The sequence below is a fragment of the Halochromatium glycolicum genome, from assembly GCF_016584085.1.
Classification (GTDB): domain Bacteria; phylum Pseudomonadota; class Gammaproteobacteria; order Chromatiales; family Chromatiaceae; genus Lamprobacter; species Lamprobacter glycolicus.
Genome location: NZ_NRSJ01000001.1, coordinates 61,366 through 73,305, shown reverse-complemented (window position 1 = coordinate 73,305; position 11,940 = coordinate 61,366). Strand labels below are relative to the sequence as shown.

Genomic DNA, 11,940 nt, shown 5'->3' with positions numbered 1-11,940 from the left:
GACACCAAGACCCATGACCTCTGCAAGCGCTCGCGATGGCCAAGCCGTATTGTTCGCCAGCAGCGAGGCCCACCCATTGATCAAGACTGGCGGCCTCGCCGATGTTGCCGCCAGCCTCCCCACCGCGTTGCGTGAGCTAGGGCATGATGCGCGGCTGATCCTGCCGGCCTACCCGCAGGCCAAGCGCTTGGTGCGCGAGCTGCGGGTGCTCAGCGAGCTCGGATTGAAGAATACTCAGGGACCGGTCACGCTCCTCGGCGGTCTGCTGCCGGATCGCGACCTGCCGGTCTATCTCGTCGATGCCCCGGCCTACTTCTGTCGCGAGGGCAACCCGTATACCGATGTCAGCGGCCACGACTGGGGCGATAACCCCGAGCGCTTCTTGCTTTTCGCGCGCGTGCTGGCACGGGTCTCCCTCGGGCTGCCGACCATCGACTGGCGTCCCGAGGTCCTGCACTGCAATGATTGGCAGACCGGGCTCGCACCGGTGTTCCTCGACCGCTACGAGGAGCGGCCTGCAACCATCTTCACGGTGCACAATGTGGCTTATCAAGGGCTGTTCGACCGGGCCACGTTCGACCGCTTGGCGCTGCCTCCCGCCCTCTGGTCGATCGGCGCGGTCGAGTTCCATCAACGGATGTCGTTCCTCAAGGGCGGCATCGTCTTTGCCGACCGCACCAACACCGTGAGTCCAACCTATGCCGACGAGGCTCGGACCAGCGCCTTCGGCTGCGGCCTCGACGGGCTGCTGCGGCAGCTCGGCAGTCGCTTCAGGGGCATCCTGAACGGGGTCGATTATCGCCAGTGGGACCCAAGCCGGGACGTCAGCCTAGTACAGCGTTACGACCGCGACAGCCTGGAACTGAAGACCAGCAACAAGCTCGCGCTGCAGCGCCTCTTCGACCTGCCGCATGACGAGCACAGCATCGTTCTGGGCCATATTGGCCGGCTTGTCGAGCAGAAGGGGATCGACCTGATCCTGGACCTGCTGCCGAAGCTGCTGGAGCGCGGAGACCTGCAGATCGTCGTGCAGGGCGAAGGCGACCGCTCACTGCAACAGCGGCTCCTCGAGCAGGCCGCCCGCCATCCCGCACAGCTGAGCGTGCGCATTGGCTATGACGAGTCACGCGCCCACCTCATCGAGGCCGGCAGCGACATCTTCTTGATGCCGTCTCGCTTCGAGCCCTGCGGTCTGAATCAGATGTACAGTCTGCGCTACGGTACCGTTCCGATCGCCCGGCGAACCGGTGGATTGGCCGACACCATCGTCGACACCAACGCCAACACCCTCAGCAACGGGCAGGCGACCGGCTTCCTGTTCGACGAGGCCAATACCGACGCCCTCTGGGCTGCGATCGAGCGTGCTCTAGCGCTCTACCGCGACGCCCCGGACAGCTGGCGCCAGCTGATGCGCACAGGGATGGCCCAAGACCTGAGCTGGGAGGCCAGCGCGCAGCGTTATCAGGACTTCTATCAGGAAGCGATCGATGCGCGCGGCAGCCAGGAGCGAGCGCTGACGGCTTAGGCGATTGCCGGAAAAGCTCGTACCGAATTGCGCAGGATTGTCGTTTGCCTTCGAGGAGCGTCGCCGGGAGCATAGCCGGGCTATGTGACCGGCGGCGCGACGAAGAAGGCGAGCGAAAAGACCAGCAAGGCGGTATGAGCTTTGACAGAAATCGCCTTAGCCGATCTCTGTTTCGGCAATCACCTCAAGCCGCCTGAGCCGGAATCGCGTGGCCGACGCGGACGACCTCGTTCGCGTCATTGCAGTAGACCAAGGTCGGCTCGAACGCGGCGGCCTCCTGCTCGGTCATCGTCGCGTAGCAGCAGATGATGAGCCGGTCACCGGGGCTTGCCTTGTGCGCCGCAGCACCGTTGATCGAGATCACCCTTGAGCCCGCCTCTGCACGGATCGCATAGGTCGTGAACCGCTCGCCGTTGGCGAGGTTGTAGAGGTGCAGCTGCTCGTACTCACGGATACCCGCCTGCCGCATCAGCAGTTCATCGATTGCGCAAGAACCCTCATATTCAAGCTCAGCGTGCGTCACGCACACCCGATGCAGCTTGCATTTGAGCAGCGTCAGTTGCATTCGTCGTCTCCCAGGATTAACAACAGTCAGGCGCCGCCGGTAGCCGGTCTTCGACTAGGCCGTCATGGCTGGGCGCGGCTCACCGCTAGGTCCGGAGTGAGGCGTCCGGAGAAGGGCATCCGCGCCGGGGCGGTACCAGCATCTGGTGCGGCTCGACCATCGCCGTCTCAGCACCCTCTACCAGGCGCCAAAGCCCTCAGCACACCATTATGCTGCAGTGCAGTATATTCTAGCGTCTCAGATCCACTGACCCTCACGCAACTGGCACACCGAGGTCGCAGGCAAGATTGTCGATCAACCGGGCGCGTCCGAGACGGGCTGCCGCGAGGAGGATCAACGCGCGATCGGCTTCGTCGCGAGGCGGCTCAGCTGGCGGTAGAAGGTCCGCGCGGCGGCGGATACTGAGATAATCCGGAACAAAGCCCGCTGCCGAGAGCGCGTCCATGCCTTCCTGTTCGATCTCAGTACTGGAAGCGCCCGCTCGCAGCCTTGCAGCGGCTGCGATCAAGGTCTGATAGAGGCGCGGCGCGATCGCGCGCTCGGCGGTGCTCAAGTAGGCGTTGCGCGAGCTCATCGCGAGGCCATCGGCTTCGCGCACGGTCGGCGCACCGACGATCTCGATCGGCAGATCGAGATCGGCCGCCATGCGCCGGATCACCAGCAACTGTTGAAAGTCCTTCTCGCCGAAGACCGCGACCTCCGGTTGCACCATGTTGAAGAGCTTGGCGACGACCGTCGCGACCCCTCGAAAGTGTCCGGGCCGGCTCGAACCGCAAAGGTCATCGGAGAGGCCGGGCACCTCGACGAAGGTCTGACCATCCCGACCACGCGGATAGACCTCGGTCTCGGCAGGCGCGAACAGCAGGTCGCAGCCCGCTTCGCGCAGCATCCTCGCATCACGCTCCAGGGTGCGCGGATAGGCCGCAAAGTCCTCGCCAGCACCGAACTGCAGCGGGTTGACGAACACGGTCGCAACCACCCGGCCAGCATAGCGCGCCGCCTCGCTGATCAGAGCGAGATGGCCCGCGTGCAGATGACCCATGGTCGGCACTAGCGCGACCCGCTGCCCGGCGCGGCGCCAGGCCGCCCGCCGCTCACGCAGCTCCCGCACATACTCGACACGCTCCATCGACTGCTCCCCCAAACCTCAGGCCCTGACCTATGCGAGGGTTTGCTCGGAGGCCGGGAATGACCTGTCTTTGACCGCGCTGAGATAGGCCTCGACAGCGGCTGCGAATCCTGTCCCGGCACCCACCTCGGCGACGAAATCCTTGCTGAAACGCGGCGCCCGCCCCGGGGTCAGCCCGAGCATGTCATGCAGGACCAGCACCTGCCCGTCGCAGCGGTTACCCGCGCCGATCCCGATGACCGGGATCTGCAATGTCTGCGCAAGGGACTCAGCCAGTGCGCTCGGCACGCATTCCAACACCAGCAACGAGGCGCCCGCTTCCTGGAGCGCGAGCGCATCGCTGCGGATGCGCTCCGCGCCCTCGGGGTCGCGTCCCTGCACCCGGTAGCCGCCGAGTTGATGGACCGACTGCGGCAGCAGCCCGAGATGGGCGCAGACCGGCGCGCCAGAGCGGGCCAGCTGTGCCACCGTCTCGGCAAGCCAGGCCCCACCCTCGAGCTTCACCATCGCCGCACCGCCTTCGCCCATCAGACGCGCAGCGGTCTCGACCGCGCGCTCGGTCGTTGCATAGCTCATGAAGGGCATATCAGCAATGACCAGGCAGCGTGTCGCAGCGCGGCTGACACAGCCGGTGTGGTAGACCATCTGATCCAATGTGACGCCGAGCGTGGTCGGCCGCCCCTGGATCACCATCCCAAGCGAATCGCCAACAAGGAGCACCTCGACGCCGGCCCGCTCGAGCAGTTGGGCGAAGGCGGCGTCGTAGCAGGTTAAACAGGCGATGGGCTCGCGGCGCTGCTTCAGCGCCATCAGGCTCGCGGTGGTAATGGTAGCGTTCGACATGGGTGATCGTTTGGTTCAGGCGGGCTGAAGCAAGATCCGCGCGCCTGCTGGCACGCGATACGATTATGGCAAGGATGCGCGCTTGAGCGGCGCATCAGGCTCAGCCGCATCAGGCTCAGCCGCATCAGGCTCAGCCGCAGCGGGCTCATCCTCCGCGGCAACCTGCAGCGGCAGCATCGTTTGCGCAGCCTCGGCGACTTGGTCGAGGAGATCGCCTAGGCGGCCGCGGCCGGGCACCATCAGCTCAGCTGAGGCGATATCGGCCAGCGGGACGAGCACGAACGCGCGGCTGTGCATCTGCGGGTGCGGGATGCACAGCCGAGGCTCATCGAGCACCTGATCACCGAACAACAGGACGTCCAGATCGAGCGTGCGCGGCCCCCAGCGCCGGCCGTTCCGGATGCGGCCGTGCCGGCGCTCGATGCGCTGGAGCAACGCCAAGAGCGTCATCGGGTCGAGCAGGGTGTCCACCCGCGCGACCGCATTGACGAAGTCTGGCTGGTCCTTGGGGCCGACCGGCGCCGTCCTGTAGCGCCGCGAGATCGCTGCGAGACGACTCTGCGGCAGCGCCTGCAGCTCGCTGAGCGCCCGCTCGACCTGCTGCCGCGGATCATCGAGGTTGGCGCCGAGGCCGATGTAGACCGGCACCGGAGTCGTCCGGTCCAGGCTCATCCGCTCACTCATCGCCACGACCCGCCTTGGCGGCCGTCGACGCCGGCCGATCAGCGCTCGAGGCGGCGTCGGAATTGGCGCCCCCATTGCCCGATCCGTTGCTCGCTCCCGCCACGGCCGACTTCGGTTTGCGCTTACGACGCTTGCGCTTGCGCTGCGGCGAGCTGCCGAGCATCCGTGCACGCTCGGCCGCATCGACGGACTGGAAACGCGTCCACCATTGTGCAAGCTCCGAGTCGGTCTCTCCCGCCTCGGCCCGCAACAGCAGGAAGTCATAGGCGGCACGAAAACGCGGGTGTCCGAGCAGTGCCAACGGGCGCTTGCCCTGCCGTCGCTCCAGCCTCGGCTGTAACGCCCAGATCTCGCGCATCGGCAGCGCGAAACGCTTCTGGATCGCCACCCGCCGCTGCTGGGCGGATGCGATCTCGTGCGATGCCAGCGCCATCGCCTCGGCCGAAGGCGTGCCCTCGGCCAGCAGCTCCTGATACCGAATTCGAACCGGCTCCCACAGCAGCACTGCGAACAGGAAGGCAGGCGCGACCGGCTTACCCTCGAGGATACGCTTGTCGGTGTTGTCGAGGCCGCGACTGACGAAGGTGATTGGGAAAGCGTGATCCTCGCGTTCCAAACAGGCATCAGTCGCCGGGAACAGCTGCACGAACAGGTCGAAGTGCCGAAGCTTCTCGAATGCGTGCAGCGCATACCCGCTGTGGAACAGCTTCAAGGTTTCATCGAACAGCCGCGCCGGCGAGATCTCACCGAGCAGGTGGGCCAGACCGCGAATCGGTTCGGCGCAGTCGGGCTCGATGATGAATCCGAGCTTGCAGGCAAAGCGCACCGCCCGGAGCATGCGTACAGGGTCCTCGCGATAGCGCGCCACCGGATCATCACCGATCAACCGCAACCGGCCTGCCTCGATGTCCGATAACCCGCCCGCGTAGTCCACCACCGAGAAATCGGCGATGTTGTAGTAGAGCGCGTTCACGGTGAAATCTCGGCGCAGTGCGTCCTCGGTGATGCTGCCGTAGACGTTGTCGCGCAAGATCATCCCGTTCTCGAGCACCTGTGCCTCGCCGTCACCGTCGGCACCGCTTCCGCGGAAGGTCGCAACCTCGACGATCTCGCGGCCAAAAAAGACATGCGCCAACCGGAATCGCCGCCCGATCAGACGGCAGTTCCGGAAGACCGCCCGGACCTCTTCGGGGGTCGCGTTGGTTGCGATGTCGAAGTCCTTCGGCTCATGGCCGAGCAGTAGGTCTCGCACACCGCCACCAACCAGATACGCCTCGAATCCGGCCTGCTTGAGACGATTGAGGACCTTCAGCGCGTTGGGGCTGATGTCGGCACGCGAGATCGGATGCTCCGGACGCGGGACGATCAGCGGCTCGGGGAGAGATGCGGAGGGCAAACGGGCTCGTGTTCCTGCAAGGTTTAAGGGTGGGCAATAGCGGGCGCGCTCAGACGACGCGGGCCCCGACCTCAGCCAGAACGAAGCGGGCCAAGCCCGCGCATCACGGCTGTGAATCGCAAGCGACCCGGTTCAATGCCGGCTCAATGCCGGCATGCCTGCGCCGATACCAGCGCCGATACCAGCGCCGATACCAGCGCCGATACCAGCGCCGACGACGATCACTCAAGGTTTGGGCACGGCGCCCTCGACACAAAGGCTTGAGCGAGCCGGCGACCTGCGTATAATACGCGATTCGCCACGACACTTCCGCTCCCTTCGTCTAGTGGTTAGGACGTCGGCCTCTCACGCCGGTAACAGGGGTTCGAATCCCCTAGGGAGCGCCATCCTCTACCGTATCTTCGCCCCCGTCGACAGCAGTGCCGCGGCCACGTCTGTTGCAGTAGGTTGCTCGAGTCAGCGAGCCCGCCGGGCTGAAGGCCGCATGGTGAGCGACTACTCTGGTACCAGTCGACCGCCTTCGACACCAAGGGCTCATGTGGGCGCGTGCCCCGCCGGCCCGCATAAGCGTTAAGTCAAGGGTCCGCGAAGGACGGAGTATCCGCCATGAAGATGCTAACTCCGCTGCTCCTCCTCCTCGCCGCAATCGCCTGCTGGCCTATTGCTACCCCGGCCCAGATGCCGATGGATCGTGAACTGGCCGTTCAGGCGTTGAAGCACACGGATTATGGGCTCCGCTTCCTGCGCGACCGGCAAGCCGATGATGGTAGCTGGTCCAACTCGACCTACGTGACTGCGCTCGCCCTGCACGCCTTCCTGGAATCGTATCAGGAGTACAACGAGGCAGACGGCGCTTTCATCACCCGGCCTCTAACTTACCTCCTCGGTCAAGCACATGAGGACGGTTCCATCGGCGGTAGTCCAGCGCAGCGGGTCCGGGATACGGCGATTACCCTGATTGCGTTAAAGGCGACCGGCAACGCCCGTTACAATTCGCTACTGAGCAAGGGGCGAGCCTTCTTGGCCGATGCGCAGTTGGATGAGGCGCACGGCATCGCCCCAACTGATCCGCGCTACGGTGGCATTGCCGACCCAGGCAGCGGGCAGCCGCAGCTAGAGATCCAGTATCTGGCCCTGCAGGCGCTGCGAGAGACCGGTCTCGACCCCCAGAGCCCGATCTGGGACAAGGCGATTACCTACTTGCGCAGAGCATCCGATCGGGACACCAGGGACAACGCCACCGCGGCATCAACCCTGGCGCCGCGTGCCGGCATTGTCGGGCTGTTGCTTGCCGGCGCCGGCGTGGATGATCCTTCGGTCGCCAGGGCCTTTCACGAGATCACCGCCCGGCCCCTGCTGGACACCGGCGGACCGTTAAGCACGCTTGAGCGGTTCCTGTTCGACGATAGCCTCGCGGCGGCTCTGATTGCGCTCGGGAAATCGGAGATAGAGCAGCCTGGGGGTAATCCAGTGAATTGGCGGGATGCACTGGCTCGGGATCTGCTGGCGCGGTATCACGAGGACGGCTCCTGGGGACGAGGCACGGGCGATTCGAACTTGGCCACGGCCGGCGCCTTGACCGTGCTGAACCGTATCCTTCATTCCTTGCGTTAAGGGCTCCTCGCCCTGAGACCAACCGACGGCGCAAGAATGAACAGCCCCACCTCTCGGCTGTACACAAAGCGACAGCACACCCCCTATCGAGGCCCAAGTCACAGCTACGGCGTCAGCACTCAAGACGTGCGCCACTCCCGAATAGACCTGATTACCCCTCAGGGTTCGCCGTGCCTACAGCTCTCTGGAACGATATTTGCTTTACGGCGACGCGGCGATGTTTGAGCGATCACCGCCGCAAAACACAACTCAAACCAGCTCCTATCGACAAGGGGACAATGATGCTTATCCAGCGCCTGCTGCCGATCGTCGCATTGACCTTCGGAATCGCATTTGCGGCTCAGGCCGCCGATACCACTGTTCGCGTGATCTCCGATCGCACGCCGTCCCACCTCGAGCCCTTGTTCGAGTACTACCGAACCCTGACCGGGGTCGAAATCGAGTCCGCATTCGTCGACAAGGGTTTGATCGCAAGACTCCAGTCGCGTCCGACCGAGGCTGATCTGATCATTACCAAAACCGCGGACATCCTCGAAGAAGCGAAGCAACAGCGGCTGCTGCGCCCCTTTGATTCGTCAACCATCGCTGCAGAGCTGCCGGCACGCTTCCGCGACGCGGACGATGCCTACATCACCTTGTCCTACCGGCCGCGGGTAATCTTCGCCTCGAAGGAGCGGGTCGAGCCCGATTCCATCGAGACCTACGCCGATCTGACGGACCCAGAATGGCGTGGCCGAATCTGCATCCGTTCTGGATATCACAACTATAACTTGAGCCTGCTTTCGCAAATGGCCGAAGACCAAGGTCTGCCGGCGGCTCGCGCCTTCATTATGGGCCTGCATGCGAATCTCGCTCGCCGGCCTAAAGGCAATGACCGCGCTCAGGTGCGCGCCATCTACGAGGGCGAGTGTGACCTATCGCTCGGCAATTCTTATTATATGCCAATCATGCTGGCAAACCCAGAGCAGCGAGCCTGGGGCAAGGCCACCTACTTGATATTCCCAAATCAGGAATCCGGCGGCTCCTACATCATGCGCGGCGGCGCCGCACTGACCACAGCCAATAGGAACGTCCCCGCCGCGACGCAGCTGCTGGAGTTCCTCGTGAGTAACGCCGGACAGGAGTTCATCGTAAACACCACCTTCGAGTATCCGGTCCGGGACGACGTGGAGATGCTGGACAGTCTCCGCGCACTGGGAAATCGGCAGGAGGGTATCGAGGGCGGTCGCTTCAAAGCCAACTTCATACCGTTGGACGCGATTGCGGCCCATCGCGATGCCATTGTGACAATACTGGATGAGGTCGACTTCGACAGCGACCGCTAACGGCCCCTGATGCGCTGTTCGAGAACACTTGTCAAGTCCCTTTCTAAGGCGGGTCCTCACAGCAGGCCGCGCAAGCGCAAGCAGAAGACCGGAAGCATCCAGTCTCCACCACCACTTCCACCGGCCGCGGCTCAACGATGTCAACGCTGAGACGCGTCCTGACCGGGCTGGCGCTGGCGCTGTTCTTAGCGCCAGCGCTGCTTCTGCTGTTTCGGGCTACCGCGCCGCTGGAGACGGCGGCGCTATGGCGGCTGGCTGACACCGTGCTGCCAGGCTACGTCGCCACCACCGTGCTCCTGGCGGCCGCAGCGGCGATGCTGGCGCTGCCGATCGGGGTCGGTGGCGCCTGGCTGACGACCTTCTTCGAGTTTCCAGGACGACGCCTGCTGGACTCGGCGCTAGCGCTTCCACTGGTGCTCCCAAGCTACCTCGTAGCGATCGTCTACCGGGAGCTCTCTCATCGCTTCGACTGGTCGCCCGTTGTCGAATCCCCCCCCGCCGCCGCCTTCTTGTTAGCGCTGACACTGTATCCCTATATCTACATGTTGACGCAAGCCAGTTTTCGCCGGCAGACGGCCGGCTACCTCGAGGCCGGTTGGACCTTGGGCGTCGGCCGCTGGCGCACGACTTGGCAGATCCTGCTACCTCTTGCGCTGCCGGCAATGCTCTTGGGAGTACTGTTAGTGGTCGTCGAGGTCGTAAGCGACTTCGGTACCGCCAGCGCGCTCGGTTTGCGCACGCTGACCATAGCCGTCCACCGAGCCTGGTTCTCCCAGTATGATCAGGCCCTAGCCGCTCAGTTGGCACTGCTGACGGCCCTGCTACCGCTCTTGCTGGTGGCGGCCTACGGAGGGCTTACCCAAGGGCGCAGTTTTACCACCCTAACCAATCGACCGCGCTCGCCAGAGCGCCAGCATCTTTCTTTTTCGCTCGCCTGGCTGGCAGCCGCCGCCTGCTCGCTGCCGGTGCTCTTGGGTTTCGCCTGGCCGATGCTCTGGCTGTTGGCCTGGGCCGCCGAGGCAATCGACCGTTTCCGACTCCGGGAACTCTATGGCGACCTGTTGAATACGTTGCTCCTGGGCATCGGCACGGCAGCGTTGACATTGCTGCTCGGACTTTTCTTTGCGTTGACGGCCCGCGCCGCCGATGGACCCCACTGGCGTCTCGGCATCCTTTCGGTACTGAGTCTGACGTACGGCATGCCAGCCATCGCACTGGCCATTGCGTTGTTGTTTCTGACCGGCTGGAGCTATCAAACCGCAGGAGGCGCGTGGCTCGCCGACACCCTGTTGCTGGTGCTGTTGGCGACGACACTGCGTTTCACCGCCTTTGCGTCCTTCAGCATTGAGAGTGGTCTTGCCGGTGTTTCTCCAAGGCTTGATGACGCATTGCGATGCGCAGGTCGCGGCCGACTCCACGGCCTCTTAAGGGTATTGTTACCCCAAATCCGCGGACCGCTGGTGATTGCCGCTCTGCTCGTATTTGTGATCACGTCGAAGGAGCTGACCCTCTCCCTCGTCCTGCAGCCATTCGGCTACGGTTCGCTTGCCTTATCCATCTTTCGGTTCGCCGAGATCGATCTTTATCCGCCCGCGGCCCTCTATACGCTGAGTCTTGTGCTGGTGTTGATCTACCCAGTACTCTCCCTGAATCGTTGGCTCGGCGGGAGACCCTGATTCGTGCTGCGAGGAACCGCACTGACCCGGGCCACTCGAACCCGGACGATCCTGAACAACCTATCCTTCGAGGTTCCAGCCGGTACGACGGCAACCGTCCTGGGTCCTAGCGGCAGCGGCAAGACAACGCTGTTACGTCTCGTCATGGGCCTGGACCGACCTGACACCGGCGAGCTCCGCCTAGGCGATCAGCTCCTGAGCAGCCCCGATCGCCACGTACCGCCACAGAAACGTGGTATGTCAATGGTATTTCAAGAGTTTACGCTCTTCCCGAATCTTGATGTCGAAGGGAACGTGGCGTTCGGCGTAAAGCGCGCTCGTGATGCCGAAACGCGGGTCGATGCGCTGCTCGAGCTACTGGAAATCAGTCAGCTGAAGCATCGGCGCATCGATAACCTGTCCGGCGGTGAGCAGCAGCGGGTCGCGCTCGCTCGGGCGCTGGCCGTCGCCCCCCGGGTGCTGTTAATGGACGAGCCGTTCAGCAATATCGACGCCATGCTGCGACAGCGCCTGTTCGAGCGTCTGCACAGCTATCTGCGCGCCAACGGCATCACGGCGCTTGTCGCCACCCATGATCATCAGGAGGCGTTCTACTTCAGTGACCACATTCTGGTGCTGAAGGACGGGCGACTCATTGACCATAATCCGCCACGCCGTATCTACGAGCAGCCAGCCAACGCGTGGGTGGCCGAATTCTTCGGGGACACCAATCTCCTCACCGGCGCCGAGCTGGGTGTGCTGGCCCCCGGACGCCCGCTGCAGCCCGCTGCACGCTACCTGGTTCGCCCCGAGACCATCGAGCTCACCGACCCAGGCTCGGGCGCAGCGGCCGCGACAGTCGCGAAGACTGTCTACTATGGTGCTTATCAGGAGGTACGGCTGAGGCTGGAGGGGACTGGTCCCGAAATACGGGTTCATTGCACAGGCCCAAAGACGCTGCGGGTAGGGGAGCAGGTCGGACTGATGCTGCGCACGGACGCGGCCCCTCATCCGATCAACGACGAGCCGGCTGATTAGCGCCCAGACAACATTGCATGAAGATCCTTCGCATCCGCCGCGGCTTCACGACCAACTCCTCGTCCTATACCGAATGGTTGCCGCCACCCCCGAAACCGAGCGCGCCAACGGCGCAGGGAACGCAAGGGGTAGCGGGTAGTACTGTATCGGCGCAGCCCCCTGTTGC

At 63.9% G+C, this 11,940-nt stretch carries 10 protein-coding genes and 1 tRNA gene; 6 read left to right on the top strand and 5 right to left on the bottom strand.

The window, feature by feature from the left end; translation table 11 throughout:
* Positions 1 to 13 precede the first annotated feature (13 nt).
* The gene (gene glgA / locus CKO40_RS00235) at positions 14 to 1,525 is read left to right on the top strand and encodes a glycogen synthase GlgA (RefSeq protein ID WP_200343619.1); all 1,512 of its coding nucleotides are present in this window, start codon (positions 14 to 16) and stop codon (positions 1,523 to 1,525) included.
* 184 nt (positions 1,526 to 1,709) lie between these two features.
* Here glgA and panD read toward each other — a convergent pair whose 3' ends face one another.
* From panD to pcnB, 5 genes are all read right to left on the bottom strand, one after another.
* Positions 1,710 to 2,090 (bottom strand): aspartate 1-decarboxylase, encoded by a 381-nt coding sequence (gene panD / locus CKO40_RS00230; RefSeq protein ID WP_200343618.1) that lies wholly within the window; start codon positions 2,088 to 2,090, stop codon positions 1,710 to 1,712.
* Positions 2,091 to 2,343: 253 nt separating this feature from the next.
* A complete protein-coding gene (gene panC, locus CKO40_RS00225) occupies positions 2,344 to 3,219 on the bottom strand; it encodes a pantoate--beta-alanine ligase (protein ID WP_200343617.1) in 876 nt (291 codons plus the stop codon).
* A gap of 30 nt (positions 3,220 to 3,249) precedes the next feature.
* A complete protein-coding gene (panB, locus tag CKO40_RS00220) occupies positions 3,250 to 4,062 on the bottom strand; it encodes a 3-methyl-2-oxobutanoate hydroxymethyltransferase (RefSeq protein WP_200343616.1) in 813 nt (270 codons plus the stop codon).
* 63 nt (positions 4,063 to 4,125) lie between these two features.
* Positions 4,126 to 4,746, bottom strand: a complete 621-nt coding sequence (gene folK / locus CKO40_RS00215; RefSeq protein ID WP_200343615.1) for a 2-amino-4-hydroxy-6-hydroxymethyldihydropteridine diphosphokinase — start codon at positions 4,744 to 4,746, stop codon at positions 4,126 to 4,128.
* Positions 4,739 to 6,142, bottom strand: coding sequence for a polynucleotide adenylyltransferase PcnB (gene pcnB / locus CKO40_RS00210; protein WP_200343614.1), 1,404 nt, complete (start codon positions 6,140 to 6,142; stop codon positions 4,739 to 4,741). The genes folK and pcnB overlap by 8 nt, the downstream gene beginning before the upstream one ends.
* A gap of 311 nt (positions 6,143 to 6,453) precedes the next feature.
* Between pcnB and CKO40_RS00205 the strand changes: the two genes are divergently transcribed.
* The 5 genes from CKO40_RS00205 (at position 6,454) to CKO40_RS00185 (ending at position 11,774) form a co-directional block, all read left to right on the top strand.
* Positions 6,454 to 6,528, top strand: a tRNA-Glu gene (locus CKO40_RS00205).
* A gap of 220 nt (positions 6,529 to 6,748) precedes the next feature.
* A complete protein-coding gene (locus CKO40_RS00200; protein WP_200343613.1) occupies positions 6,749 to 7,756 on the top strand; it encodes a prenyltransferase/squalene oxidase repeat-containing protein in 1,008 nt (335 codons plus the stop codon).
* Between the two features lie 281 nt (positions 7,757 to 8,037).
* Entirely contained in the window at positions 8,038 to 9,081 is a 1,044-nt protein-coding gene (locus CKO40_RS00195) for an ABC transporter substrate-binding protein (RefSeq protein WP_207173292.1), read from the top strand.
* Positions 9,082 to 9,218: 137 nt separating this feature from the next.
* The gene (locus CKO40_RS00190; protein ID WP_200343609.1) at positions 9,219 to 10,757 is read left to right on the top strand and encodes an ABC transporter permease; all 1,539 of its coding nucleotides are present in this window, start codon (positions 9,219 to 9,221) and stop codon (positions 10,755 to 10,757) included.
* A gap of 3 nt (positions 10,758 to 10,760) precedes the next feature.
* Positions 10,761 to 11,774, top strand: a complete 1,014-nt coding sequence (locus CKO40_RS00185; RefSeq protein WP_200343607.1) for an ATP-binding cassette domain-containing protein — start codon at positions 10,761 to 10,763, stop codon at positions 11,772 to 11,774.
* Positions 11,775 to 11,940 lie beyond the last annotated feature (166 nt).

Bases quoted from the DNA above. Each gene is read 5' to 3' on its own strand.
- glgA (WP_200343619.1), top strand. From the start codon at position 14: ATGACCTCTGCAAGCGCTCGCGATGGCCAAGCCGTATTGTTCGCCAGC.
- panD (WP_200343618.1), bottom strand. From the start codon at position 2,090: ATGCAACTGACGCTGCTCAAATGCAAGCTGCATCGGGTGTGCGTGACG.
- panC (WP_200343617.1), bottom strand. From the start codon at position 3,219: ATGGAGCGTGTCGAGTATGTGCGGGAGCTGCGTGAGCGGCGGGCGGCC.
- panB (WP_200343616.1), bottom strand. From the start codon at position 4,062: ATGTCGAACGCTACCATTACCACCGCGAGCCTGATGGCGCTGAAGCAG.
- folK (WP_200343615.1), bottom strand. From the start codon at position 4,746: ATGAGTGAGCGGATGAGCCTGGACCGGACGACTCCGGTGCCGGTCTAC.
- CKO40_RS00200 (WP_200343613.1), top strand. From the start codon at position 6,749: ATGAAGATGCTAACTCCGCTGCTCCTCCTCCTCGCCGCAATCGCCTGC.
- CKO40_RS00195 (WP_207173292.1), top strand. From the start codon at position 8,038: ATGCTTATCCAGCGCCTGCTGCCGATCGTCGCATTGACCTTCGGAATC.
- CKO40_RS00190 (WP_200343609.1), top strand. From the start codon at position 9,219: ATGTCAACGCTGAGACGCGTCCTGACCGGGCTGGCGCTGGCGCTGTTC.